Below are 26,920 nucleotides of genomic sequence, written 5' to 3'. Positions count from 1 at the left end.
ACAAACGGTGGTGCGGGAGGAGGTTCTTCCCTCCTCCCGCGAGGCTCAAATCAGGGCTCCGGCGCACATTCGTCATGTTGTCGAGTGTCTGTCTTGTCGAAAGAACGGCGACACGCCCCCACGGCAATTGCGCAGCAGGTTGTTGCGCAATTGGGTCCGCGCGGGAGAATCCGGCCAAGACGCGGCGAATTTTTATCCCGGGAACAATGTCGCCACGGTGCGCGTTGCAGTGTCGTCAGAATCGAGCAACCAGAAAAGAGAATCACCTAAGTGGCAACTGATTACGACGAAGTCCGTTCCGACGTTAAGGAATCCCAGGACCGCTCGCTGGAGGCATTGAAGTCTGCCAACGCGCCTGATGCACGCAGCGTCGTCACTGAATTGGACGAGGCCGATGCGTTCGATGAGGGCTTGACGCCCGGCGGTGAAATTGTCTCCGAGGAACTCATCGTTCAGGTCATTCCCCAGGCCGAGGACGAATTCACCTGTTACTCCTGCTTCTTGGTCCGGCACCGGTCCCAATTGGCACGCGAAGCCAACGGCCACTCATACTGCATTGAGTGCGAAGGCTAAACCCATTGCTGTAGTTACCACCACGAACCGAACGGCATCGCAGAATCGCGCCCAGGCGGCTGGCACCCCAGCCGTCCCCAGTGACGCAGCTCAGTTGCCCTGAGCCAGCGGCGCCAGTCGGTACCCAACGCCGCGCACGGTCTCGAGCCAGCGCGGGTTCTGGATGCTGTCGCCAAGTTTCTTGCGCAAGTTGCCCATATGTACCTCAACGGCACGTTCGTCGGCGTCGCTGACGTAACTGCCGACGTCGTAGGGTTCGTTGCGGAGTCGCCGCGCCAGATCTGCCTTGGTCCGCACGATCCTGCCGGTCTCAAGGAGGGCAAGCAGGAGGTCGAATTCGGTGCGTGTCAGCCTCAGTTCCTTGCCGTTCAGGACTGCCGTCCGGGAACCTGCCGAAACGGCAAGGCCGTTGTGGCTCATTTCCGGGTCAGTTTCTTCCACGGCTGCCTTGGACTCCGACGACGCGCGGGGCCTTCGCATCATGGCCTCGACGCGGGCGCGAAGTTCGCGCGGACGGAACGGCTTGGTCAGGTAATCGTCACCGCCGGCCTCAAGGCCCATGAGGGTGTCCAGTTCCTCCGCCCGGGCGGTGAGCATGATGATGTAGGCGTCCGAGGATTTCCTGATCTGGCGTGCCACCTCGAAGCCATCGATGTCGGGCAGGCCCAGGTCCAGCGTTATGACGTCTGGATTCAGTTCCCGCGCTGATGTAACGCCTGCGGATCCAGTGGATGCAACATGGACGTCAAACCCCGCTTGCGAAAGGACCACACGCACCAATTCGCGAATATCCTGGTCATCTTCAATGACCAGCCCCACTCGTACTTCACTCATCGCTGCCCCTCAGCCCCTTCGATAACCCTTCGAAGTATAACCATTATGGTTAGGCTGATCTCATGAACCGACTTTCTTCTGCATTCCCGGTGGTTGCGCCGTGACCCGCCCAACCACCTGGGATCTTGGGGAGAAGAAAAAACTCCTGGTTTTTCGGCGCTCTTTCCACGAACACACCCTGCGAATGAGGGTGGTTCTCAGCCAATTGCCGCTGTCTGTCTGTGTCTGCATTTCGGCGATTCTGGTGTGGCTCTTTTTCCCGGCCACCCTCGAGAATCCACTGTTTCTCCTCTTCCTGCTGAGCCAGGCATTCCTGTTGGCGGTGTGCGTCATTGTGCCCTGGCACCGGCTCCCGTTCCCCAGCTTCCTGGCGATACCGATCCTGGACATGGTCTCGATTTCCTTCGGCAGGGAAGGAGGACAGGAATCGCTCACGGGACTCAGCGTCCTGGTGGTCCTGCCCGTCATTTGGCTCTGTGCATCCGGCTTGTACCCAAGACTGGCCATTGCTTTGTCATTCTTGGGTCCGCTTTGCATCGTGTGGGCCCCCTTGTTCGTCAACGGATCACTAACGGAGCGGGACCTCACTAAACCCCTGCTCTTCCCCATCCTGATGCTTGGCATCGGCGTGTCCGTGAGCGTGCTGACGCTAAGCATGGTCCGCCAGCAGCGGGCCTTGGAGCAAAAGGACGAGGAGCTAAAGAAAGCCCTGGACATCAGAACCAAACAGGAACGGCTGCTCAACACCGTCATGGAAGCCCTGCCGCTGGGTGTGGTGGCCGTGGATGGCGACGGTCATGACATCCTCATGAACCGCCGCCAAAGACACACGCACTCCCTGGCAACTCCTGCAGGCAACGACGATCCGAACGAATCCCAGCTGCTCGTCTTCGACCAGGACAGGACCACGCCGTTGCCCGTCGACCGCCGTCCAGTCCGGCGCGCGGTTCTGGGCGAAAGGTTCACAGACCAGCTCGTGTGGCTTGGTTCCGGAGCAGAGCAGCGTGCGTTCACCACAAGTGCCCGCCCCATGGTTGACGACGCCGGGAACTTCGCCGGCTCGGTCGTCGTCTTCAGCGACGTCACGGACCTGGTCAATGCCCTGGCCGCCAAGGACGACTTCGTGGCCAACGTCTCCCACGAATTCCGAACGCCGCTGACGTCCATCCTTGGTTATGTGGAGCTTCTGCTGGATGATCCCCGGTCCCTCGATCCTTCCTCGCGCAGGCAGCTGGATATCGTCCGGCGGAACGCCGAAAGGTTGCTTACCCTGGTGTCCGATTTGTTGGCAGTGCGGTCGGGCCACATGATCATTCAACCGCACACAGTGGACGTGGCTGAGCTGGTGCGGGGAAGTGTGAGTTCTGCCGGTCCCCGCGCTGCCAAGGCGGGCATCCGGTTGTCCATGGATGTCCCTGACTCTTTGGAAGCCCATGTGGACTCCTCACGCATAGCCCAGGTCCTGGACAACCTGGTGTCAAACGCCATCAAGTACTCCCCCAAAGGCGCAGATGTAGAAGTAGCCGCGTGGGAGGATCAGGATTTTGTGTTCTGCCGTGTGTCCGATACCGGCATGGGCATGACCCAAGAAGAGCAGTCCGAGGCGTTCACCAAGTTCTTTCGGGCCGGCGGCGTACGCAACAGCACCATTCCCGGCGTCGGGCTTGGACTGCCCATCAGCAAAGCGATCGTCGAAGCGCATGGCGGAACCATCACACTGGAAAGCGAACCCGGCCGGGGCACGACCTTCCTCGTGAAGATGCCCGCCTGAGCGTTAGCGCCCGGCTACTGCGGCATCACGACGGCGGCCGAAGAGGAAGTAGCTCACCGGTCCGAAGAAATTGATGAACGAAACAGCGCGCCACACTGCCTTCTTTCCCCTGATCCTGGAGTCGGGGGTCTTGCCGATGCTGCGTTGCGCTGCACCGAGCAGGGCCATATTTATGGCTCCGCTGACGATGAGCATGATCCGCTGGCCTTTGCTCATATCGCGCCACGATTTCCTGCGAGCCATGATGCCTCCATCCGTGAAGATTTAGTTATCAGGCTAGTCCGACGCCGTTCGTCCCGCCACAGCCTGACGCACAACCTCGCCCCACGATTGTTCCGCGAGGTCCGCCACGGCGGCCAGGATCTCCGACGGCGGCAGGGACAGGTCCAGCGGATACTCCACGATGTCGATGTCCGTGTTCAGGATCCTGCGCAGCTTCATCTCCCCAGGCCCGGCATAGACAAGCCACGCAGTCGGGACCCTTAGTGCGGTGCAGTACGCCAGCAATTGGTAATGGTCCGCGTTCAGCGAAGCGCCGGCATCACCTGCTGCGGTGTACTTGGAGTCGTAGACCACCACCGGCCTCCCGCCCAGGAAGTGGACGGCGTCGGGGCGAACTGTCAGGCGATCAGAGTCCCGGACAGCCTCATTGAGCATCGCTCCATATTGGAGGCGCATCTCCCCTGGGTAGGCACTCATCGCGTGGCGCAAGGCCGTGCCCACGAACTCCTCGAAAACTTGTGCCATATCTACCACGAAGGACGCCGTCTGCTGCTTCCCTTCTCCGGCCTCGGCCGAGGCATTGCGCAGGATGACCTCCGAGAGCCGCAGAACGGCGTGGTACCTGAGGTTCATTCGGTTGGCCCGCCACGGCGGCAACGGAGCTCCGGACTGAAGGCGGGTGACGGCGTCGAGCTTTCCCTTGAGCTGGCGCAAGCGGCTCAGGACGTCGGCCCGGACGCCTGGCACCTTCCCCATCCGTTCCAACGCGGCGCGGAGGATGCGGTTTTCAGCGATGTCCTCAGTGAATTCGTCGTAGGACACTTCCAAGGGCACCATCATGCCGGGCCGGCGGGAGATCTGGTCCGAGATGCGGATGCGGCCTTTGACGGTCCGCAGCGATTCATCGATGGTGAGGTAGCCCTGAAGGACGCCCCGGCTCAGTGCGCGGTCAGCCAGCTGGGCCAGTGATTCGGCCAGGGCGCTCCAGAGATCAGGGTGCTCAATTGCTTCCACGGAGTGGTCTCGGAAGCCTTGATCGCCGGCGTAGCTGAGGAGGAAAAGCAAGCGACTCAGGCCAAGCCGGTCCTTCGGGCGGACCTCAAGCTGGACAGTGGAAGTCCTTACCGAGCCGACTTTGCCGACCGGTTCGATCCTGTAGAGGCCCATGCCAATTGGTGAGGCCTTCGCCAGCCCACTGGCGTTGATGAAAGCAGCGCTTGGGGGGTCGAGCTTGTCAACGACTCCGCGTGAGAGCTCGTCCATGACGATGTGCCGGGTCCCGGCAGCCGTCCGCGCCGTGCCGGCGCTTGCAGGTGGTCGGCGTGGGCGGGGCGGGACGGCCTTAGCGGGCAGCAAGTCGTCCCAGCAATTGGTCCAGGCCGAAGCGTTCCTCCAACTGGGCACGGTTCAACTGCCCGTGGTAGTGCTCCTCCAGCAACGGCATGAGCTCGTACTTCCAGATGCGGCGCAAACCTGTGGGGTTTTGGGCAGCGTTCTTCATGAAGTAGGACGGCCCGATCATCAGGTCACGGTCCCAGTCATCGATAGCGTCATTGAGGGCGTCCAGGAGATCGGCATTGAGGGTGTCCAGGCCGCGGGCTTGAAGGAAGCGCCGCAGCGATCCCCTGACCGGTTCCACCTTGGGATGGAGTTCAATGAACGCGAAACGACGACGGATGGCGGCATCCATCATGGCGATGGAGCGGTCAGCGGTGTTCATGGTGCCGATGATGTACAGGTTGTCCGGCAGGCTGAAGGGCTCGTTGGGGCTGTACTGCAGGTAAATGCGGTCGTCACGGTACTCGAGCAGGAAGTACAGCTCGCCGAAGACCTTGGCCAGGTTGGCACGGTTCATCTCATCGATGATCAGGAAGTACGGCTTGTGCGCGTTCTCCGGCTTGGCAGCCTCCTCCGCGAGTCGTCGCAAAGGCCCGGCGACGAGCTTGAAGGAGACCTGCCCGTCGTCGGTCTTGTCCGGCCGGTAACCCTCAAAGAAATCCTCGTACGCGTACGACGGATGGAACTGCACCAGCTTCACCCGTTCATCAGTGCTGTCGCCGGCGAGTTCGGCAGCGAGGTGCTTGGCCAGGTACGTTTTGCCGGTACCTGGAGGTCCATAAAGAACCAGTTGGCGGTTCTCTTCAAGCAGTTCGGCGATCTCCTTCAGCGGCTCGAGGTCCATGTGGAGGGACGCCGCGAACTCTTCCGTCAACGGCCGGAATCCCTGCTGGACAACCTCGACGACGGCGGTGGGCGGCGCTTCGTCCTCGCCGTCGGTTTCGGCTTCTACCGGCAGGAGTTCCTGCAGCGCCTGAATAACCCGGGTGACATCCACGATGATGCCGGGTGTGGACAATTGCCGCTGCGCATGGCGCGGAAGTTCGGTGATGGCGTAGCTGTCATCGAACCAGCGGACCTTGCGGCGGATACGCCGGTTGTCCTCATGGTGTTCGGGCTCGCCAAGAACGACTCCCACCCGAACGCGTCCGGCGTTCTGGTAGAGCGTAAGGTCGCCGGGTTTCATTACCGTGAGGAAGGCGAAGACCGCGGTTTTAGTGTCCTCGCGCTCTACGTAGCCCAGGTGTTTGTAGTCCTCGTCCACGGCATGCTGGACCACGCCCGCAGTGACTCCGGCAGTGAGCGAGCGAAGGTGCTCAACATCCAGCGTGGCTTTCTCTTCAGCAACCCACGCGGCCAGCAAATCAGCGTTGTCGTGATGCGTACGCAGCAACCAGGATCTGCGGCCGGGGTCTCCCACCTTGCGCCATTGGCTGACCAGCTGGCGTGCGTACCAATCGATGCGCTGGCCGGCTTGTTCGTCCAGGTGCAGCCGGATCCGATGGATGTCCGCAGTCACGTCCTCTTCGGTATCGCCCCCGGCGCCGCCAACGAGTGAGGCGAAGGCGTCACGAATCTCCCGACGCTCCACGTCGGCCACCACAGGCTCGAAGTAGCTGGGCCACACCAAATACTCAATGCTGCGGCGCAGGGCCGGCTGGTCCTCTGGTGTTCCGACTGCAAGTTCATGGAACTTCAAAGGATCGGCGAGCGCTTGGTTGATGGTTTCAGTGCTCTGGCTGTCCACATGAGCAACAAAGCGGCACAGCCATTTCAGGTGGTCCCAAATGGTCCAGTTGAACTCCGCGGTACGGTCGCGGATCACGCCGTGGTCCGTCATGCCCTCGTAGAGCTGTTCCGGCAGCTCGATGGCCGGTTCCACCCAGGAGGCAGCCTCGGCAACCCGGGCACGCTTCACCCTGAGGGACTTGACCTCGTGGGCCAGCGGCAAGGACTGAAGGAAGAGCAGCTCCACTGCCAGCAGCTTGGCTTCACGGGACGCGCCTTCGAGGTTTTGCCGGAGATTGGTCATCATGGGTGCTTTGGAATCTTCCACGCCCCGCTCAAGGCGTTCAAGCAGCTCCCCGGCGGCCTCTGCCGTCCACGTCAGCGTGGCTCCGTCCAGCGCTGACGGTCTTCCTTGTAGGGCCGGGCCCAGCACATACCAGGCCGCGTCCTCGATCTCCTTGGAGATTCCGGGGGCGCGGTCAATGGCAGGCTTCACGGAGGGGGTCACCATGCCAACTTACCTTGTTTGACTTAGCCAAGCATCTGGATTTGGAGCACTGCGAAGGCGCAAAGTCTTGACGTGGGCCTGTCATTCCCATAGACATGCAGTACCCGTAACATGCAGTGATCGGATCCAGACAATGGTGTGGACCTCCAACGCTTTTCGCCGGGCGGGGGCTCATGTCAGGAGCGGGATTTGTGAACAGCAAACCTCCTGACAAAGGCCCAACGCGGCTGCGTATTCGCGCCCGGTTTCCGTTAGCGCTTATTGCGGCAGCGGTGCTGCTCGGCTGCTTCCAATCTGGAGCAGCCACCACGGCGCCCTCGGCCATCCAACAGATCCGGGCAAACTCATCGACGGACGCGCCTTCCGTAGCCAACCGGTCCACGAATGACACTCCGGTTCAGGCCACCAACACTTCGGGGACGTCTGAGCCTGCGCCTACAAACCCCTTGGCGTCGACGCTCTGCCAACAAACAGCCTCAGGATTTGGAGTGGCGTCCACCAGCGCCGCTCCTTCGGACCTCCAACTCCGCAATGCTTCGGCCATCATGGTGGCGGCGGAAAAACTGGACCTTCCCTCCGATGCCCAAATCCTTGGGGTACAAGCCGCGCTTGGCGAATCTTCCCTGGAAAACAAGGACTTCGGCGATAGCGCCGGCCCCGACTCCCGTGGGCTGTTCCAGCAGCGCGCCAACGGGGCATGGGGCTCTTATGCCGATCGCATGGATCCATTCATCAGCGCAACAAGTTTCTTCCTAGCTCTGAAGGGCATCAAGGACTGGCAGCTTCTGCCTTCCACCCTGGCCATCCACCAGGTACAGCACAACCAGGATCCAGACCACTACACCAAGTACCGGGAGCTGGCCCAGAAGATCGTGGGTTTCCTGAACTCCCAAGGTCCGCTGACACTCCCTTGTTCCAGCGGCAGCGGTTGGTGGCAAACATCAGTCGGTAACGCTGAGTCCCTTCACGTACGGCCAGGACCAGGCACTTTGATGTCCCCACTGGTGAATCTGCGCCCCAGCTCACCCTTCGGGCTACGCACCAGTCCCATCACGGGTGCCCCTGGTGAATTTCATACCGGGCAGGACTTCGCGGCGCCCTGTGGAACCCCGGTTCATTCTGCCGACGACGGCTACGTGCGCGAGGTGGGCTGGCATGCCTGGGGCGGGGGCAACCGGATAGAGATCGATCACGGCAACGGGCTGATCACCACGTACAACCACCTGCAGGCGAGCGCCGTCCGTAAAGGGCAAGTAGTCGAAGCCGGGGAAGTCATCGGATTGGTCGGCTCCACTGGTTCCTCGACCGGATGCCACCTTCACTTTGAAACAATTGTGAATGGCGTGCTGGTGGATCCATCATCGTGGAGCCTGATTCCGCTGGATAAAGAGTCGTCCGTGGATCTGCTCAGGCTCACGAGCTACTCACCAGCAACAGGAACGGCGCCGGTTGGCGAAGTTCCGGTGTGGTCACTCGGCGGCGCGCTTGGCGAGCAGGCGACGTCGGCCCCCGCGACGGCTGCGCCGTCGACTCCCGAACCTGCAACGACCCCAACGGCTACGCCCACGCCGGCTGCCACGACTGAACCCACCCCAACTGCGACTGCTACGCCGACGCCGACCCCAACCGCTAGCCCGACCCCCACCGCCGAACCCACGGCATCTCCAACAACTACGCCCACGGCCACGGTAACGCCCACGCCCAGCCCAACAGCCAGCCCGACGCCAACCGCCGAACCCTCAGCAACCCCAACACCCTCATTCGAGCCCACGCCGTCGCTCACTCCGACAGCCACGGCCGCTCCCACCGCAACCATCACAGCGACCCCAAGTACAGGGCCAACGCCGACTCCAACCATCACGGCGACCCCGACTACCGGGCCCACACCGACTCCAACCATCACGGCCACGCCCACTCCGACGCCCTGAGCGTGTCCACGAGAAGTGTCCGGCCTTCCGTCTGCTTGCGGGCAAGCAGACGGAAGGCCGGACTGGATTCCTGCTAGCCGCCAGCGTTCTTACTAGCTGGCAGCGTTCTTACTAGCTGGCGGCCGCGATCCTGAACACCATGGTGCGGGCTTCGGGTTTGAGGGCGAAATCCGGCCAGACGTCGGGTCCGCAGGCCCTGGAGCCAAGCCCGTGCTGTGCGGCGTCAAGGTAGAGGAAGCTGTTCCGGCTCTGCGGCAATTCGTGCGGATGGGCTGCGCCCGTGACCTGCTGGGCCGTATGCCGGGACAAGGTGAAGCCAGGGAGTCGATCCCTGGAATCGGGAAGTGCGTGGAACGTCACCCAGGGATCCGTACTGTTACGCAGTTCCAAGGATCGGACAGCACTCCTGTGCCCTGTCTCCTGCGGCCGGGCGTAGTTCACGCTGAGCTCGTCGATTGCCGCCGAGTAGCGGCCCACCAGGGCGGCACGCATGCTGTCCGGATACGATTCCCGGGGTCCTGTCCCGAACCAGGAGGCTCCGTCCACTGATCCGGGCAGGTCAAACCGCACTCCCAGACGAGGCCACACGATGTCCCAACCCGCGCTGGGTGCAATATCCAGGCGCAACCACAGCTCTCCCCCGGATACCTGCCACTGCTCGTCCACGGAAACAGAATGTGCGGTGTCCGCGGCGGCATAGCGGGTGGTGACGAACACGCCGTCGTCGGCCTGCACCACTTTCTCGACGCGGGCCGTCAACCTATCAAGACCCGCCTTGAGCCACACACTCTGATTGGACGGAGCCGGGACGCCGTTGCCATTGTTGAGCCAGGGGTCGCCGAGGTCGTAGCTGCCGAAATTCGAACCTCGATCATTGTCCGTTGGTGCTCGCCACAACTCCAGGCGCGGGCCGGATACCGGCAGTCCAGCCAGGGCAACGAGCCGCCCATCCTCGAACTGGGCAGGTCCCAGGGAGGCAGGACCCAGGGATAAGGTGCCACCTGTCCCGGTCTCCCCGCGCCCAGCCGACGACAGTGGTCGCGGAGCTTTAGCTGGACGCCTGGCAGCAGATGCGCTGACATCCAACTGCGCAGTGGAGATGACATGTCCAGCAGGTGCCCACGCGGTGTCCTTGCGCAGGGCAACCTCAACGGTGAGCCACTGTTCGCCGGCCTCCACCCTGCTTAGAGCCTTCAGCGCCAACTCCGGGAGCTCCATGACTGTGGAGTCACCCGCGGCGAGTTGATCGCCAGCGGAGGTCACGACGTCGAACGTTCCGGACGCGGTCGCCTCGCCGTCCGTTTCGGTGCGCCAGCGAAGGACGACGTCGGACGCGTCCGCCGAGTGCCGCAGGTTGGCGACTGTGAGCAATGGGCGGGTCACGCCGTCGGTGACGGCTGTTTCGAAGCCCAAGCGGAGGGGCGCCACGATCTGTTTGAACTCGAACAGTCCCGGGCTGGGCGTCGAGTCCGAAAGGACCATGCCGTCCATGACGAAATTGCCGTCGTGGACAACCTCGCCGAAGTCGCCCCCGTAGGCGAAGAACTCTGTGCCATCAGCGGTGGTGGTGCGGATCCCATGGTCGCGCCATTCCCACACGAAGCCTCCATGCAGCCGCGGATAGCGGTCCACCAGGTCCTCATATTGGTCAATCGCACCGGGACCATTGCCCATTGCGTGGACGTACTCGCACAGGATGAAGGGCTTGCTGCGTTGGCGCGCCGATTCCGCCGCGGAGCAGCCGAGCAGGAGCGAGCCGGAATCGTTGCGGCCAATGGCTTCGGTTTCGGGGATGGAGGAGTACATGCGCGAGTAGACGTCGGTGTACGCGCCGGCGTAGTCGCCCTCGTAGTGCACCGGACGGCTGGAGTCTCGCGCGTGGGTCCAGGCGGACATAGCCGCGAGGTTGGCGCCCGTTCCTGCCTCGTTACCCAAGGACCACATGACGATTGAGGGGTGGTTCTTGTCCCGCTCAACGGTGCGCTCCATCCTGTCCACCAGCGCTTCACGCCAGGCCGGATCGTCACTGGGATTTCCGGCCCAGCGATGGCGCTCAAAGCCATGCGTTTCAAGATCGCATTCCAGGATCACCCAAAATCCCATTTCATCGGCGAGATCCAGCAGGCGCGGGTGCGGCGGGTAATGGCTGGTGCGGATGGCATTGACGTTGAACTGCTTCATCATGGCAAGATCAGCGCGGGCAAAATCTTCGTCGAAGACGCGGCCACGGTCCGGGTGCGTCTCGTGCCGGTTGATGCCGTGGAACACCACCCGCCGCCCGTTCACCAGGAATTGGTCTCCCTTGATCTCCACCGTGCGGAAGCCAATCTTCAACGAGACCGTTTCGCCCTGGCTGGAGATCGTCGCCGCGTACAGCCGCGGGACTTCCGCGGACCAGGGTTCGACGGCGGCAATCGCCACCGGGGCGACGTCCTCCGGAGTTTCCCACGTGACATCAACATCGAGCTCGGGAACGCGGAGGCGCACAGGATAGGCAGCAGGAGCAGCGGCAATTTCGGCGTCGATGATGCCTGAACCGGTGTCGCTGGTGCCTTCAAATGGGGTCCGCAACCAGACGTCGTCGATACCTGCTTGAGGACGGGCCTGAAGCGTGACGTCGCGGAAGATGCCCGGCATCCACCACTGGTCCTGGTCCTCGACGTAGCTCGAAGCAGACCACTGATGGACGCGGACTGCGAGGACGTTTTCCCCGGGACGGACTGCCTCGGTGACGTCGAATTCCTGGGCCAGCCGGCTTCCCGTGCCGACGCCGATCACTGTTCCGTTGACCCACACTTTGTAACGGGACTCCACCCCGTCAAAGCGCAGGACGATCCTCTCCGCACTTGCCCAGTCAGCAGGAATGGTGAAGGTCCTGCGGTAGTCGCCGGTTGGATTCTCGTCCGGCACGTGGGGTGGCTCGGTGGGAAAAGGGAACTGGACGTTGGTGTAGATGGGGCGGCCATAGCGGCCCTCACCTTCCAGGACCCAGTGGGAAGGAACCGGGATTTCATCCCAACCGGAATCGTTCAGACCTTCATCAGCGACTCCTTCTACCTGCTCGCCGGCGGGCAGGACTCCCCTGCCGCCGGGCGTTCCGGGCGCACCGGGCAGCAACCGGAATCTCCACAAGCCGTTGAGTGGGATCGTGGGCGCGTCACTCCGTAGCCAGGAGCGGGCCGGCAGCCGATTGCCGGAGCCGGGGCCGGGATGGGTGATGTAGGAAGTGCCGGTAAACAAGGCCGAAGATGTCGATTCCACGTGGCTCCTTCAAGCGTCCACTGCAGGGTTGGGTGTGACCACGCTAACACAAATTTCGAGTAGTTACTCTAATTTCAGTGTTCCAATCCCCGCCCGCTGTACACTGGCTTGCCATGACCACAAAGGACACGGCGAGCGCCAAGCGGGGACCCTATTCCAAGGCGAAGGAAAAGCGACGAGTGATTCTCGACTCCGCCCACGCCGTGTTTGCCGCGAAGGGGTATTTGGGCGGCTCCCTGCAGGACGTTGCCAACCAAGCGGGCATGAGCCAGACCAGCCTCCTGCATTATTTCCCGTCAAAAAGCGATCTTCTGATGGGCGTCCTGGAGTGGCGCGACGAACTGACCGGAAGCGCGAATCCCTCCGCTGAGGAAGAGTCGCTTGTGGATGACGTGATTCGCACGGCGCTCCATAACGAGAAGATTCCCGGCGTCATCGAGCTCTACACAGTGCTGTGCGCGGAATCGATCACGAATGCCCATCCCGGCCGTGATTACTTCACAGAACGCTTCGAACGCATACGGGCAAGCTATAGGCGCTCTTTCTCGGCCTTGGCCCAGGAGGGCAAACTCCGGCCCGGCGTGGATCCAGCGTGGGCAGCCACGTCCCTGGTGGCCCTGTGGGACGGCCTTCAAACCCAGTGGCTGTTGGCTCCTGACGCCATAGATGTAGCAAAAGCCCTGCGGGGCTTCTTCGAACTGGTCCTACTGCCCGAGGCCTGACGGGCCGAAAACCTGCTATGCGTTGCCGTTCCAGCCCCCTAGTGCATTCCAAATTGGTAGTTGAACGGCACAGCCTCGCCCGGACAGACTACTTCCCAGAGCGCCGCGATGGCATCCTCTCCCTCGCGGAGGTCCGGTATCTCCACCCCTTCGCGCAGGATGGTTGCAGCCTCGCCCGCCTTGCCCGCCCGGGCCAGTGCCAGGGCCCTGAGGAACCTCAAACGCCCGACGGCGGTGCCCTCCCTGGGTGCGGACTCCAGCAGTTCCAGCGCTTGGGCTGGATCATCATGGCGGATGCTGAGTGTCACGGCCTCGGTGAGCAACGCTGTGTTGGCGGAGTCGGCTTGAACGCCGCTCCTGAGTTCGCCCAGGCCCTCGCGATCCACGCCTTCGGCCAGTAACGCCAGCCCCAATCCGCGATGTGCGAGCGCCAAAGTCCCTGGCCGAACGCCCCCGGCAGCAAGCACCTCGCGATACGCCTCCTTGGCTCCTTCCAGGTCCTGCCGGGCATGCCTCATCGTGGCCACATGGAAGCGCGCCTCAGGACTTTCCTGTCCCTCCAGCAGCTCCTCCCAGTCAGCTCCGGCAACAAAGCTGGGCGCGGCGTCGAACGCTTTTCCCTTCAGCAGTTCCAGCCATGGTTCCTGCTCCGCTGTGACACTTTCATCGACGAATGGGGTGCCGCTCTCGTCAATCCAGCCCTTGCCCGTCCGACGCCGGCGGGCCCGCTCCACCACGCCCCAGCCGCTGCCGTGGAGCAGCATGGTGGACGGCGGGACGTCAGCATCGCTGATGGCGGCGGGCAGCATTGCTTCCAGGTCCTCGTGTGCCAGGAGCTCCTCAAGCCGCCGGCCGGCATGGGCTACGGCCGCATCCCAGTTCGATCCGTGGGCGGTATCCGGGTCCAGATGCCCATTGCCGTACGCCTCCACCCAGGACCATTCCGCACCCGCCGGCATGGCCAAATGCTCAAACTGGGTTCTTGCGAGACCAGCCTGGATCTCGGCGTAAGGGCCAGCACCCGGGCTCAACCATTGCTGCCACCGCTTGCCGCCTTGGCCTTGTCCCCAGACGAAGAGCTTCTTGCCCCTCAGCCGGCTGGTGGACAGCATCGCCAGTCCGTCGCCGTCGTCGTCCGCAGCCACAACCCAGCGACGTTCGGAAGGATCAATATCAAAGAAGAAATCGGCGGCGTGCGGGCTGTTGACCAACCACGTCCCGTCGTAGCCATTGTGGTCCGTCGGCCGGACGCGGGTGATGTCCGTGGCGTAGTCGCTACCAAATGCTTCGTCGGCCGGGGCGATCACGCGGGTGCGGTCCGTCTCCGGAATGGCCGCGTTGCTCCACCAGTACATGGGAACCTCGTGGTCATTGGGGTTGCGGATACGCACGGCCGCGAACAGCACGTCAGATTCGGCAGGCAACCATATGTCCACTTGGAAGACCACTTCCCGGAGCCGCTCGAACTCCCACACGCGTAGGATGTGCTTTCCGTCCAGCGTGTGGACGATCGCGGTGTGCAGAGGATCGCAACTGGTGGGTGAGTGACCGCGCGTGCCAATGTTCCACTCCAGGCCGCCCGCGAACCACGCCTTTCGGAGCGCGATGTTGGCGAGCTGGGGGGCGTCGTGCGTGTGGAGGAGCTGCTTTCCCGTCACTTTGTCGAACAATTCCCAGATACGGCCGCCGAGCGACGGTATGACGGTGGCCCTGAGTTTGCTGTTCTCAAGCACGACGGCGGGCAGCTCCTTGGGTGCCGCCTCCCGGCTGTAACCGTCCTGCATGAGGTACGGGAACACGTTGGGCACTACTCCGTAGCGGGCCGCCGCCTGGAGCTCTTCCGGCACGCCGTCGCCCACCGTATAAGGCTGATCGAGTTCCGCGGCCACCACCGGCAAGGGGTTCAGTGGGCCAATATCTGCCATCGTCAGGGAAATGGTGGTGACCGTGAGGTTGGAAGGTGAAATGGCAGCCATGTCAATATCCGATCGTGAGGAATTCAACGTCCACACCCACAGTCTCCTCGAACCGGGAAGCCAGCGCTAGAACTCCCTGGGGAGAGCCGATCCAGCCCCTGTCTGTTAGGACGTGGCCGTTAGTTCAGATCGGTGACCACCAGTTTCCGCACAAGGGCGGTGCCGCCTTCCACGCGCAGCCCGGTGCCGAAGCTCCCGGGCAGGGGGAAGACCAGATCACTGAGGACAACCCTGCCGTCTTGGGCGAAGACCTCCACTGATTGATCCACGATAATACGCAGCCTCAGCACGCCGCCGTCGAGCTTCACGGGCGCCGACTCCGCCGACGCGAACTTTTCGTGGAAGCCGGTGTTTCCGGAGTTGCGGCGGTCCAGAGTGAGCTGGCTCGTCTCGGCGTCAAAGCTGAGAACTGTTGCGGCGCTCCCGTCCGGGGCGCCGAGCAGCCTGAAAGCAATGGTCCGGGCCGTGCCTGGCAGGATCTGGGCCTCGATCAGCTGGGCTGATCCGGGCACGGAGTCGGGCAGTGGCACCACGGAGTCCTTAACTTCGGCATCCTGGATAATGCTGGCAGGTTTTCCAGATTCCAGGGGAAGCACAGGCCGCTGCACCAGGCGTGGCAAACCCTCTACGGTTGCAAGTTCAACCTCGCGGGCAAGCGACATGCCGGAGCGCCACGGGGCCGTTGGCAAGGAGTTGGCATAGTCCCAGTTGTTCATCCAGCCGATCATGATGCGGCGGTTCTCCGGGACATTGCTGAAAGAGACCGCGGCGTAGTAGTCACGCCCCCAGTCGAGCCAGAGGCATTGCCTGAGATCCATGGTTCCGTCGGCACCGGGTGAAACGAGCGAATCAGGATCGGCAGTGAACTGCAAGCCATCGAAGTGGCCCACGAAGTACTGTCCTCCGGAACCACCGGCCACGGCACCTGGATTGACGTTAACCACCAGGACCCACTTGACGTTCTCCGGGTCGCCGTCGACGGGCAGCCGGAAGAGGTCCGGGCATTCCCATTCGCCTTCCGCCGAGTTCGCGGGGCCGAAAGTACTCAGGTATTCCCAGTCCTTCAGGTTCTCCGAGCGGTACATGACAACCTGCTGATGCTGGGCCTCCACGGCCACCATCACCCAACAGGACCCGGCAGATCCCTCGTAGCGGAACACCTTGGGATCCCGGAAATGGGCCGAGCCGCGGCCAAGCACCGGGTTGCCTGCATATTTGCTCCACGACATGCCGCCATCCGTGGAGAACGCGAGGGACTGGGCCTGTGTCCCCTGATGCGCCGAGCCTTCCTTGAAGGCGCTCGTGTAGATGGCCACCAACGCCGGCTCTTCGTCTGTGCCGAATCCTGATGTATTGCCGTGGTCCACCACGATGCTGCCGGAAAAGACGTCCTCTTCGTCGTCGCAGGCGATGGCAACCGGGTGTTCGGTCCAGTGCAGGAGGTCAGTCGAGGTGGCGTGCCCCCAGGACATGTTGCCCCAGACGTTGTCGAAGGGGTTGTTTTGGTAGAAGAGATGGTAGACGCCGTTGTGCCAAACCAGTCCGTTTGGATCGTTCAGCCAGGTGTTCTTGGCCGTGTAGTGAAGTATCGGACGCATCGTTGAGGCGGCGTCTTCGCCGGGGGCGGCACGGTGCGTTGTTGTTTCAGTCATCGGAGGTCTTTCGGGAGGGAAGCGACGGAATCGCGAAGAACCATGGGGCATGGAAGAACCGTGGGGTGGGTGGCGAACAGCTGCAGGTCGGTTTTCCCTTCGATGGCATCGATCAGGTTTTCCGTTGCCCAGGCACCCATTTCGTAGTGCGGCAGGGCGACTGTCGTCAGCGCTGGGTAAAGGTTTTCGGCAATGAGTTCCTGGTTGTCGAAACCGACGAAGGAGATGTCATCAGGAATCCGCAGGCCAAGTTCCGCAGCGGCCCGGTACGCACCCATGGCCATGCGGTCGTTGTAGCAAAACACGGCCGTTGGCCGGCTCTCGGATTTCAGCAGCCGCAGCGCCGCCTGGTAGCCACCGGGCATCTCCGAGATCTCGGACTGGACCAGTTCTTCGTGGAACGGCAGCCCGGCGTCTGCCAACGTCTCCTTGAAAGCCCTCAACCGGGAGTGGGTTGCGGGCACGTCGTCGGTGTTGTTGAGCATCCCGATCCGGGTGTGACCGGCGTCGATCAGTGTCTGCACTGCGGACCTTGCCCCGCCCACTTCGTCGGGGATGACGGAGGAAACAGTTTGGCTGATGTCTTCGGAGTCCACCAGGACTGCAGGCAGTCCAGCGAGGTTCTTGGGGACAGCCAGCTTCCGGTGATACATCGTGGCGTACAGGATGCCATCCACTTGCCGGTCCAGCAGATCCGCCACCTGGCTTTCCTTGGACTCCTGGGAGCTGGTGCTGGTGGAGTTGATGATCATGATGTTGTAGCCCCGGCGTTTCGCAGTTTCCTCTGCGCCCAGGATGATCCTGCCTGCATGCGGCGTGGTGGCGATTTCCTCGCTGATGAACCCGAGCATCCCTGAACGTTGTGTCCGCAGGGCCTGGGCCAGGCGGTTCGGGCCGTATCCCAGGCGATGCGCAGCCTCCTGGACCCGCTCCCTCGTTCTTGCGCCAACCCGGGCGTAGGCGACGTCGTTGAGGACGTGGGAGACGGTGGTGACAGAGACCCCGGCCTCTGCCGCCACATCCTTGATACCCACTGATCTATTCGTCATTGGTCCCCCACGTCCTCATGATGTTGGTGCTGATCCTGCGATCGAATCAGCATGTGCGGCCTGGAAATCGACTGTCGGTGTGGCCCTCAAGGCGTTGACAGCCCTGTCTGCAATAACCTGGGCGTCAGTTCCGGAATCAAGGATCGTATTCCGGGCAGATTCGGAATCGACCAGGACGGCCGTAACGGCGAGCCCGTCAGAAGCGCCCGTGGTCAGCAGGGCGTCCACCTGGGCGGAGAAGCAGGAATCACTAGACGTGGCGTGAACGTCCATCGCCACCACGTGGTTGTTGGAAACGAAGTTTCCAGTCCCCTCCAGCAACCGGATGATGACCGGCGTCGCACCTGTGGGACGGATGCTCTCTGCGTCGATGACCTCGGAGAAGTGGTTGCCCACCACAGAATTGTTGCTCCCGCTCACGCAGAGAAGCCCGTAAAGATCGTCCACCCCGTTATCGACTCCCAGGAAGGGTATCCAGGGCTCATGGTCACGCAGGAAGTGATTCGTTGCCACGAGGTTCTCCGAACTGTTCTCTGCGAGAACCACCATCCCGGGGTAGAACGAATGCAGCCGGTTGTTGGTGACGCTTGAACGCGTGACGCCGTCCAAATGGATGCTGCTGGCACCCCTGGGGAAGATGTTGTTCGCGGTTATCAAGAGCCCGCCATGGCTCTTGGCATAGATCGAGTGGCCCTTGAAACCTGCTCCGATCAAATTATCGGTGATCTTTGACGCCTGTCCCCAGCCGCGCAGCTCGATGCAGCTCCCGCATTCAGCGATGAAGTTATCGTGAATGGAAAGCGCGTCCGCGTTGTGGATGGTGAGGGCGTTCTCCAGGTAGATGAACCCCATCCCCGTGACGCGGAATGAGTCATTGGCGCTCGCCACGTAGATGCCGGTCTTGCCGTTTACATACGTGTTCTCCGGCGGCAGGTCCGAGCCATCAGGGGTGAAGTGCAAGCCGTCGATGCAGAAGTTGGAGAACTCCACCGAGCTGATCCGTGGGCTCCCGCTTCGCTCAACGTAGAAGGCGGCTCCCCTGGATTCGCCTGCGACCTCCCCGTCAGCGTCCTTGCTGTCAGCGTCCGCGTCCAGTGGAAGATCGACAATAACGCGACTTCCTCCGGGCCACAGCTCATGCAGATCAGCCCATTCGTCTTCGGGGACGTTGAACCGAATGCTCGAGGAAGTAAAGCCGTGCCCCGAACCCTCGATCCTGAGGAAGCTGATATCGATCAGCACCTGCGTACGGAGGTGGTAGTCGCCGGGCGGAAGGTAGATCACCGCTCCCGGCTTTCCTCCGTTGTTCACATCACTGGCTGCCTGCCGGGCCTTGACGTCGGCGATGATGCTGTTGATGACTTCACCGACGTCCTCGGACGGATTACCGACCGGCCACGTGGTCACGTCGTAGTAGTTGTTGCTTGACATAGCTTCTGCCCTTTTTGTGGTGTGGTTTCTCAGCCCTTGACGGCTTCTTAGCCTTTGACGGTTTCTCAGCCCTTAACTGCGCCGAGCGTCATGCCTGCGACGATCTTGCGCTGCAGGAGAAGGGTGAGAAGGATGACCGGGATCGAGTACACGGCGGCCAGCGCCGTCATGGATCCCCAGTCCAGGCCGAACTGGGTCTGGAAGTTCGCGATGACCACTGGAGTGGTCTGCGAGCGGATGGCGGTCATCAGCAGCGCGAAGAGGAACTCGTTCCATGAGGCCAGGAAAGCGAAGATCGCGGTGACGGCGATGCCTCCGGAAACCACCGGGATCACCACCCGCCAGAGCGCACCGAGCCTGCTGCAGCCATCCACGGTTGCTGCCTCTTCCAGGTCGCGGGGAACAGCCTCGAAGAAGCTGGACATGAGCCAGATGGAGAGCGGCAAGGAAATGGTGGTGTGGGCAATGGACAATGCGATCGGCGTATCCGCCAACCCTGCCGAGGCCATCATGGATGCCAGCGGGATACCGATTGCTACCGGCGGCACCATGCGGGTGACCAGTGCGGCCATAATGAACACCCGGCCGCTCGGAGTCTTGTAACGGGTGATGCCATAAGCCGCCGGGACAGCCAGCACCAGCGAAAGCAGGGTGCTGATGATCGCCGTCTGGATGCTGTTGATGAATGACGCCAACACACCGCTGCGGCCCAGGGCGTTCGCGTAATTCTCCAGCGTCCATTCCTTGGGAAGGATGGTGGGTGGAACGGCGATGGTGTCGATCGGAGTCTTGAAGGACGTAAACAGCAGGTACAGGAACGGGAAACCGTACAGCACCATGGCTGCGGCCAGCAGGATCCACAGGATGGTCCGCGTGCTGCGACGTCCAGCCTCGAGGCCTTCGCGGTTTACACCACGACGCTTGCGCGGGGCGCTTGGCTCTGTAATCCCCGACGGCGGCAGCACAGTTTTGCCTGTCGGGTCACCGGGTGTTTGCTTCGCTGCCTGGGTGTGCTCGGCTGCTTGGGTGTGCTTGGCTGCTGTGAGCCGGGCGACCATTGCTGAACGGCGCGGCCTGATGCCAGGAGCGGAAGCCGGTGTCCCGCCGTCGTGCGATGTTTCTGCGGCGCTCATCAGTTGTCCTTTCCTGGCCGCCAGATGGTGGCCACCGCGAAGAACGCGACGGCGAGCATCGCCAGCAGGTAGATGGTGCCCATGGCGCTGGCCAGGCCGGGATCGCCGAAGCGGATCATGGTCCGGTAGATCAGCAGGCTCATGGTTTCGGAAGCGGACTGCGGGCCGCCGTTGGTTTGGATGAGGATGGTGTCAAAGGCCCGGGCGGCATCGATTCCGCGGACCACCAGTGCCACGGCGATCACCGGGCGGAGGAGCGGAAGGATGATCTGGAACAGGAGCGCCGGTGCCTTGGCGCCGTCCAGGCGGGCTGCCTCGATGAGGTCGCCGGGGATGTTTTGGAGGCCGGCGAACAGGACCAGGCACATGAAGGACGTCGTGAGCCAGATGTCCGGGACGGCTACCGAGAACAGCACGATGTTCGGGTCCGAGAGCCAGCCGATCTGGTTGGGGTTGGAGAGGATGCCCGCTTGGTGCAGGATGGTCCCGATGAGGCCGAAGTTATCGATCATCAGGAACTTCCAGAGCAGGCCGGCCACGATCGGCGCAATCATCAGCGGGTAAAGGAAGACCGTTCGCCAGATCTGGGACTTGCGTCCGAGCGTGGTGAACAGGAGGGCCATCCCCAGGCCGAGCGCGAACTCGAGCGTCACCACCACTACTGTGTAAGCCAGGGTTCGCCAGCCGGCACCCATGAAGGCTTCGGAGGCGAACGCTGCAGCGTAGTTTTGGAATCCGACAAAGTCACGCGGGCCGCCCGCGATGGGCGAGATCTTGAAGAAGCTGTCTGCGACGAGGCGGAACAGCGGGTAGGCCACAAACACGGCCAGGAACAGTGCCGCTGGGGTCATCAGGTATAGGGCGAAGCGGCGATCGGAGATACGCACGATTTTCTCTTCTGTTTGTTGGGGCCGCGGCCGGCACTGGCTGAGTCGGCTGGTGCCGGCCGCGGAGTCTTTACTTGAGGAGGTCCTGGATCTGCTTCTTGGCGTCAGCCAGGAGGGTGGCGGAGTCGCCGCCAGCTACAGCCTTCTGCAGGAGCGGAACCAGCACGGTGTCCACGATCTGCTGCCACTTGGCTGTTGCCGGACGCGTTGCGGTTGCCTTGCCGTTGAGCGTTTCGATCAGCGGCTTGAAGCTCTCATAGCCCGGCTGGTTCTGGTACTTCTCAAACGCTGAGATGCGCGCGGCGAGTCCGAGGCTGGATTCCACACCCATGCTGTTGTAGTCGTACGCGCACTTGATGAACTTCTTGGCTGCATCCGCGTTCTTGGTCGCCTTGGGTACGGACAGGTACCACGGGCCCGGAACACCCGCGACGCCGGCGCTGCCGCCAATCATCGCTGCAGCTCCCACCTTGCCTGCTACGGGAGAGTCCTTGGGGATCTGCCGGTAGGCGTGGGCCCAGAAGCGGGTCATGGCGGTCTTGCCCTGGTTGAACAGGTTCTGTGCCGCTGCCCAGTCAACCTGTGCAGCACCCGGAGGGGCGTCCTTGGTGAGGCTGACGTAGAAGTCGAGCGCTTCCTTGTGGGCAGCGTTATCGATGATCACGTTGTTGTTCGCATCAAGGACCATCGGCGAGCCGGCCTGCAGGACGTGGGCAAGCCATTCCGTTTCCACGGCGCCCTTCACGTCCGTGCCATACATGCCGTCCTTGGTGAAGAATTCGGAGATGTCCTGGTACTGCTTCCACGTGGTGGGAGCTGCCAGGTCGTAGCCGTACTTTGCCTTGAAATCTGCCTTGTTCTTGGCGTCCTCGAAGAGATCCTTGCGGTACAGGATGATCTCTGCGTTGGTCCAGGCCGGCATTCCGATGAAGTGGCCGTCAACGTTGGCTTCCTTCACGAGGGCGGGGAAAATGTCCTTCTTGGCTTCATCGGTGAACAGTTCATCGATTGGCTGGACTGCATCCTTGAAGCTGGGGAGCCACACGGAGTCCAATGCCGCGACGTCGAAGGAGACATTGCCGGAGGAGAACTCACTGGAGAGCCGGTTGAACATGCCGTCATAGGGCAGTTCGACGAAGTTGACGTCGAGGCCGGTGTCTTTCTTGCATTGCTGGGCAACGCCTGTGAGCTCGGCGTGGCCTCCTGCTTCCACCAGGACATTGACTGTGCTGGATGCGCTTCCGGATGTTGGTGCGGGGCCCCCGGCACCGCAACCAGTAGCAGCGAGTGCGACGGCAGTGCAGAGGCCGCCGAGTGTGACGAGCCTGGAGATGGTCTTTCGAGTGGACATCGCTGTCGACTTTCTCTTGGAACGGGATTGAAAGAATCTTTGGGGATGGAGAATCGTTTTGCCAAAACGACTTGGCAACACAATAGGCCCGATTTCGGCAGTATGTCAAGCGTCACATTTTGGCCAGTTTGGCGCCTTGACGCCGCGGATGCGCCAGCCCTAGAGTCATCGACGCTAGCAGATAAACCGTTTTGGCATATTTTGGCCGATTTGGCAGTTTTTGGCATCCGCTGTGCCCAGTGGGCATCCCCTTCAAAGGAGAACGTATGAAACCCATCCCGGACATCAGCCGGCGAAGTGTGCTCCGCGCGCTTACGGCGTCGGCCGCCGTCGCCTTCGCCGTCGCGGCCACCGGCAACGCTGCTGCCGCAGCATCTGAACAAGTGGCCGCAGCGCCCGACGCCGGTACTCAGCCGCAGGGGCACCGTCACCTGATCGGCGTCCTGTAGACCGTCCGTCTATAGAGCAGCCCTCTGTAGAACCACCCGGAACCGCCGGAGGCATGCGGCAGCATGCGTCTAAGCGAGGCACGAGCGAGCATCAGAGCACGGCGCCGGCGGTTCTGGCCGCACTTAAAGAGAAGCAGCACAGTTCAGTCCCCCAACGATGTGAGGAGAACCAGCTTTGACCACCGTCTACGACGTCACCACCTGGAGCGTGCCAGGGAATCCGTCCGCCACCCCGTACAACGACATCGGGCTCATCATCAACAGCATCATCGCTGACATCAAGAGCCAACAGACCAACCAGGCGTCCAAGCCCGGTGCCGTGATCTACATCCCGCCGGGAGACTACTCCTTGAAGACCCGGGTGAATGTGGACATCAGCTTCCTCACTATCCGCGGATCGGGCCATGGCTTCACCTCGCTGAGCATCCGCTACAACTCCGGCAACACCTCGGGCTGGCACGAGGTCAACCCCGGTGCCAGCCGCGTGAGGGTGGAAAACACCGACGGGAACACGGACGCTTTCCGCGTTTACCGCACAGGCGATCCGCGGATCAGCGCGGTGGTGTTCGAGAACTTCTGCCTCGACGGTGTGTCCTTTGGCTCCAATGAGAACGACTACACCAACGGCAAGACCGGCATCCGCTTCGATTCGGCCAACGATTCCTGCCGGGTGGAGCGCATGGGAATGGTGTACCTCGAGCATGGGCTTGTTGTGAGGGACACCGATGCCCTGAGCGTCAGCAGCAACTTTCTTGCCGAATGTGGATCCTGCGTGGAGCTGACAGGATCAGGCCAGGCCTCGAAAGTCACTGACAACCTCATTGGCGCCGGCTTCGTGGGATTCTCGATCTTCGCCGAGGGACACATGGGCTTGCTGGTCACGGGCAACAACGTCTTTCCACGGGGCAAGAGCAGCGTGCACTTCAAAGACTGCACGCGCTCCTCCATCACGTCCAACCGTTTCCACGCCTTCTACCCCGGCATGGTGAATTTCGAAGGAAGCTGCACGGAAAATCTGATTGGAGCCAATCACTTCCTGCGGCAGATGGAACCGTTCGATCCCCTCAAGCCGTACAACAACGGCCTGGATGATCTCTTCGGCCTGGTGCACATCGCGGGCAGCAACAACACAGTGACTGGAAACCACTTCAGCTACGACGTCGCCTCCGGATCGGTCTCGCCGTCGGGGCAGACGCCTACCATCATTTTGGTGGCTTCCGGAAACAACAACTTCATCGCCACTAACAACACCGTCTCGGCCATCGCCGTGCACACCGTAGTCCTGGATGCATCAACTTCCGGGTCCAAGGTGCTGGACAGCGGCGATAGCAACCAGGTGGTGAGGTACGCGTCCAATTATGCGTTCAGGGCAACGCCGTAAACCGAACGCCGCAACAGCACGGCGTCATCGCACGGCATAAGTAACGACGACGGCGGGCGTCGCCCCACGAGGCGGTCCGCCGTCGTCATCCTGCAACGCAAGCCCTTGACGAAAGGTCTGTCAACGATGACAAGACGCACCAAAGCCTTAATGTCGATCGGGGCGGCCGTGGCTCTCACCGCTGCCTCATTCTCCTTCGCAGCCACCGCCCAGGCCACCGACCCGGATCCGTCCACCCAGCAATACCGCCCGTACCTGCACTACACGCCTGAAGCGAACTGGATGAACGATCCCAACGGCCTCATCTTCCACAACGGGAGATACCACATGTATTACCAGTACAACCCCAACGGGACGCGGTGGGGGGACATGAGCTGGGGCCACGCTTCCTCCACTGACCTGATCCACTGGGAGGAACAACCACTCGCCATTCCCCGGGGTTTCAACGGATCCGGCCAGGTCATCGAGGAAATCTTCTCCGGATCCGTGGTGGTGGACACCCAGAACACCAGCGGGCTCGGGACCCTCCAAAATCCGCCATTAGTGGCCATCTACACAAGCAATTACACCGGGGCCCACCCCACCCTCGCCGGTAAGCAAGCGCAGTCACTGGCGTTCAGCACTGACGACGGACAAACCTGGACCAAGTACGGCAACAACCCGGTCCTGAGCAGGAACACCTCCAGCTTCCGCGACCCCAAAGTCTTCTGGTACGACTCCCCCACCGGTCCGGACTACTGGGTCATGGCAGCCGTTGAAGCCGACGAGCACCGCGTCCTCTTCTATAAGAGCAACGACCTCAAGCAATGGAACTATCTGGATGACTTCGGTCCGGCAAATGCAACAGGCGGGCAGTGGGAATGCCCTGATCTGTTCCCCCTGGCCGTCGACGGAGACCCAAACAACGTCAAGTGGGTCCTGTCCGTGAACATCAACCCTGGAGCCGTTGCAGGCGGCAGCGGTGGACAATACTTCGTGGGAACCTTCAACGGCACTTCGTTCGCAGCCGAGAACATCGATCCCGCCAGTCAGCTTCCCCCCGGAAACGTCCTTGCCGGCTTCAACGGCGGCAACTACAGCGGCTGGAACGTCCAGAACGATCCGTCAAACAGTTCCGGGCCCTGGGGAAGCGCCCCCGCCTCAGGAAGCCTGTCAGGACAAATGGCGGTTACCGGCACCATCGGAGCCGGGCTGGTTAACGGCTTCCATGGCGGAGATGCTCCCGTGGGCACCATGGAATCAGCACCTTTCACGCTGGACAAGGACTACCTCAACTTCCTCGCCGGGGGCGGAAAACACCCGCAGGAAGCCGGGAAACAGTCGGGAAACCAGGCCCCTCCGGGCTACCTGCTGTTCGACGGCTTCGACTACCCCGGGACCTTCACGCAAGCCGGCTGGCAGCTCACCGGCGACTTCCAAGCGGCACTGAACCCGTCGACGTCGGGCGGTGAATTCGCCATCGGGAAACGGATCAACACTTTCGAAGGCGGCCCGTACCAGGACAATAACGTCGGCACTATCACGTCCCCCGAGTTTTACCTGACCAGCACCAACATCGGCTTCCTCCTGGGTGGCGGCAGCCGCACCAACGGAGAGCTCCAGGTTGAGCTGCTGGTGGGAGGGGTGCCGGTGCGCACCTCAACGGGCACCAATTCGGGCGACCTGAACTGGCAGAACTGGGACGTTTCCCCTTGGTACGGCCAAATCGCCCGCATCCGGGTTGTGGACAACGCGACCGGGCCTTGGGGCCACCTGACACTGGACAACATGGTGTTGGGTTCGGAGCCGGCGAAGCCCAGGAGTGCTGAAACCACCGTGAACCTTGTGGTCAATGGCCAAACAGTCCGTACCGCCACCGGCAACGACTCCGAACATCTGGAGTGGAACGCCTGGGACGTCAGCGCCTACAAAGGCAGCCAGGCCACCATCAAGATCGTGGACAACAACCGCGGCGGCTGGGGACACATCCAGGCCGACGAATTCGTTTCCTCGGATGCCTCCCACCTCGAGCAGCATGATTGGCTGGACTGGGGCAGGGACTACTACGCCACGGTGTCCTTCAACAATGCTCCAGACGGCAAACGCATCATGCTGGGTTGGATGAACAACTGGGACTACGGGCAGGACACTCCCACCACCACGTGGCGCGGAACCATGGCGTTGCCGCGTGAAGTCGTCCTGACCCAGACGTCCGAGGGCCCGCGGCTGCGGCAGCAGGTGGTGTCCCAAGCCGATGCCTTGAAGAACACGGCAGCAGCGTACACGGCGCCGGCCCAGGACGTCACGCCGGGAACAACTACACTTCCCATCACAGGTGATGTGGTCCAGGTCGACGCCGAATTCTCTCCGGGAACGGCGTCGGTGTTTGGCCTGGAAGTCCTCGACGACGGAACCGAAGCAACCCGGATCGGCTACGCTCCCTCCACGAAACGGCTCTCCCTGGACAGGACCAACTCAGGCAACGAAGGATTCCATCCAGCCTTCAGTTCAGTAGAGGACCCGCGGGTGGAGTTGATCAATGGCCGGCTTCGCCTGCGCCTGTACGTCGACCGTGCATCCGTGGAACTCTTCGCCCAGGACGGTCTGACCACCATCACGGACCAAGTCTTTCCCAGCGCTGGGGCGACCCATATCTCGGTCTTCTCAGAAGGAGGAACGGCACGGCTGGAAAGCCTGACGGTTACTCCCCTCAACCAGGCAATGTGGGGCGGCTGACCCGGCAGTGA

19 protein-coding genes are annotated in these 26,920 nt (G+C 62.1%); 7 read left to right on the top strand and 12 right to left on the bottom strand.

The window, feature by feature from the left end; translation table 11 throughout:
* Positions 1-270: 270 nt before the first annotated feature.
* Complete coding sequence (locus tag AB4Y87_RS19165) at positions 271-573, top strand: DUF4193 domain-containing protein (protein ID WP_442005868.1); 303 nt, start codon at positions 271-273, stop codon at positions 571-573.
* Positions 574-663: 90 nt separating this feature from the next.
* Here AB4Y87_RS19165 and AB4Y87_RS19160 read toward each other — a convergent pair whose 3' ends face one another.
* Positions 664-1,407, bottom strand: coding sequence for a response regulator transcription factor (locus AB4Y87_RS19160; RefSeq protein WP_442005867.1), 744 nt, complete (start codon positions 1,405-1,407; stop codon positions 664-666).
* Positions 1,408-1,507: 100 nt separating this feature from the next.
* Between AB4Y87_RS19160 and AB4Y87_RS19155 the strand changes: the two genes are divergently transcribed.
* Positions 1,508-3,178: a sensor histidine kinase gene (locus AB4Y87_RS19155; protein ID WP_442005866.1), complete on the top strand. Its 1,671-nt coding sequence runs from the start codon at positions 1,508-1,510 to the stop codon at positions 3,176-3,178.
* A gap of 3 nt (positions 3,179-3,181) precedes the next feature.
* On the opposite strand, the gene AB4Y87_RS19150 is transcribed toward AB4Y87_RS19155, so the two are convergent.
* The 3 genes from AB4Y87_RS19150 to AB4Y87_RS19140 form a co-directional block, all read right to left on the bottom strand.
* Positions 3,182-3,421 carry a PLDc N-terminal domain-containing protein gene (locus AB4Y87_RS19150; RefSeq protein WP_442005865.1) on the bottom strand — a complete coding sequence of 80 codons (240 nt, stop codon included), beginning with the start codon at positions 3,419-3,421 and terminating at the stop codon, positions 3,182-3,184.
* A 33-nt stretch (positions 3,422-3,454) separates the two neighbouring features.
* On the bottom strand, positions 3,455-4,663 hold the full coding sequence (locus AB4Y87_RS19145; protein ID WP_442005864.1) for a 5-methylcytosine restriction system specificity protein McrC: 1,209 nt from the start codon (positions 4,661-4,663) through the stop codon (positions 3,455-3,457).
* Positions 4,664-4,742: 79 nt separating this feature from the next.
* A complete protein-coding gene (locus tag AB4Y87_RS19140; protein WP_442005863.1) occupies positions 4,743-6,977 on the bottom strand; it encodes an McrB family protein in 2,235 nt (744 codons plus the stop codon).
* A gap of 188 nt (positions 6,978-7,165) precedes the next feature.
* Between AB4Y87_RS19140 and AB4Y87_RS19135 the strand changes: the two genes are divergently transcribed.
* Complete coding sequence (locus tag AB4Y87_RS19135) at positions 7,166-8,902, top strand: M23 family metallopeptidase (RefSeq protein ID WP_442005862.1); 1,737 nt, start codon at positions 7,166-7,168, stop codon at positions 8,900-8,902.
* A gap of 111 nt (positions 8,903-9,013) precedes the next feature.
* Here the strand turns inward: AB4Y87_RS19135 and AB4Y87_RS19130 are convergent, their stop codons facing one another.
* On the bottom strand, positions 9,014-12,163 hold the full coding sequence (locus tag AB4Y87_RS19130) for a glycoside hydrolase family 2 TIM barrel-domain containing protein (RefSeq protein ID WP_442005861.1): 3,150 nt from the start codon (positions 12,161-12,163) through the stop codon (positions 9,014-9,016).
* A 113-nt stretch (positions 12,164-12,276) separates the two neighbouring features.
* Between AB4Y87_RS19130 and AB4Y87_RS19125 the strand changes: the two genes are divergently transcribed.
* A complete protein-coding gene (locus AB4Y87_RS19125) occupies positions 12,277-12,885 on the top strand; it encodes a TetR/AcrR family transcriptional regulator (RefSeq protein WP_442005860.1) in 609 nt (202 codons plus the stop codon).
* 38 nt (positions 12,886-12,923) lie between these two features.
* Here the strand turns inward: AB4Y87_RS19125 and AB4Y87_RS19120 are convergent, their stop codons facing one another.
* The 7 genes from AB4Y87_RS19120 to AB4Y87_RS19090 all read right to left on the bottom strand — a co-directional run bounded on the left by AB4Y87_RS19120 (position 12,924) and on the right by AB4Y87_RS19090 (position 22,364).
* Positions 12,924-14,861 (bottom strand): DUF5107 domain-containing protein, encoded by a 1,938-nt coding sequence (locus AB4Y87_RS19120; RefSeq protein ID WP_442005859.1) that lies wholly within the window; start codon positions 14,859-14,861, stop codon positions 12,924-12,926.
* A gap of 119 nt (positions 14,862-14,980) precedes the next feature.
* Complete coding sequence (locus AB4Y87_RS19115) at positions 14,981-16,513, bottom strand: glycoside hydrolase family 32 protein (protein WP_442005858.1); 1,533 nt, start codon at positions 16,511-16,513, stop codon at positions 14,981-14,983.
* Complete coding sequence (locus tag AB4Y87_RS19110) at positions 16,510-17,562, bottom strand: LacI family DNA-binding transcriptional regulator (RefSeq protein WP_442005857.1); 1,053 nt, start codon at positions 17,560-17,562, stop codon at positions 16,510-16,512. Before AB4Y87_RS19110 ends, AB4Y87_RS19115 begins: the two co-directional genes overlap by 4 nt.
* A 15-nt stretch (positions 17,563-17,577) precedes the next feature.
* Positions 17,578-18,993, bottom strand: a complete 1,416-nt coding sequence (locus AB4Y87_RS19105; protein WP_442005856.1) for a right-handed parallel beta-helix repeat-containing protein — start codon at positions 18,991-18,993, stop codon at positions 17,578-17,580.
* A gap of 65 nt (positions 18,994-19,058) precedes the next feature.
* The gene (locus tag AB4Y87_RS19100) at positions 19,059-19,955 is read right to left on the bottom strand and encodes a carbohydrate ABC transporter permease (protein WP_442005911.1); all 897 of its coding nucleotides are present in this window, start codon (positions 19,953-19,955) and stop codon (positions 19,059-19,061) included.
* A 170-nt stretch (positions 19,956-20,125) separates the two neighbouring features.
* Positions 20,126-21,013, bottom strand: coding sequence for a carbohydrate ABC transporter permease (locus AB4Y87_RS19095; RefSeq protein ID WP_223936080.1), 888 nt, complete (start codon positions 21,011-21,013; stop codon positions 20,126-20,128).
* 70 nt (positions 21,014-21,083) lie between these two features.
* The gene (locus tag AB4Y87_RS19090) at positions 21,084-22,364 is read right to left on the bottom strand and encodes an ABC transporter substrate-binding protein (protein ID WP_442005855.1); all 1,281 of its coding nucleotides are present in this window, start codon (positions 22,362-22,364) and stop codon (positions 21,084-21,086) included.
* A gap of 266 nt (positions 22,365-22,630) precedes the next feature.
* Here AB4Y87_RS19090 and AB4Y87_RS19085 point away from each other — a divergent pair, with 266 nt between their 5' ends.
* The 3 genes from AB4Y87_RS19085 to AB4Y87_RS19075 all read left to right on the top strand — a co-directional run bounded on the left by AB4Y87_RS19085 (position 22,631) and on the right by AB4Y87_RS19075 (position 26,909).
* Positions 22,631-22,813: a hypothetical protein gene (locus tag AB4Y87_RS19085; RefSeq protein WP_442005854.1), complete on the top strand. Its 183-nt coding sequence runs from the start codon at positions 22,631-22,633 to the stop codon at positions 22,811-22,813.
* 175 nt (positions 22,814-22,988) lie between these two features.
* Positions 22,989-24,194 carry a NosD domain-containing protein gene (locus AB4Y87_RS19080; protein ID WP_442005853.1) on the top strand — a complete coding sequence of 402 codons (1,206 nt, stop codon included), beginning with the start codon at positions 22,989-22,991 and terminating at the stop codon, positions 24,192-24,194.
* A 126-nt stretch (positions 24,195-24,320) separates the two neighbouring features.
* Positions 24,321-26,909 (top strand): GH32 C-terminal domain-containing protein, encoded by a 2,589-nt coding sequence (locus AB4Y87_RS19075; protein ID WP_442005852.1) that lies wholly within the window; start codon positions 24,321-24,323, stop codon positions 26,907-26,909.
* Positions 26,910-26,920: the final 11 nt, after the last annotated feature.

Source organism: Paenarthrobacter sp. RAF54_2, assembly GCF_052113945.1.
GTDB lineage: Bacteria > Actinomycetota > Actinomycetes > Actinomycetales > Micrococcaceae > Arthrobacter.
The sequence above is the reverse complement of the archived record's forward strand: the minus strand, read 5'-3'. Positions and strand labels throughout refer to the sequence as shown.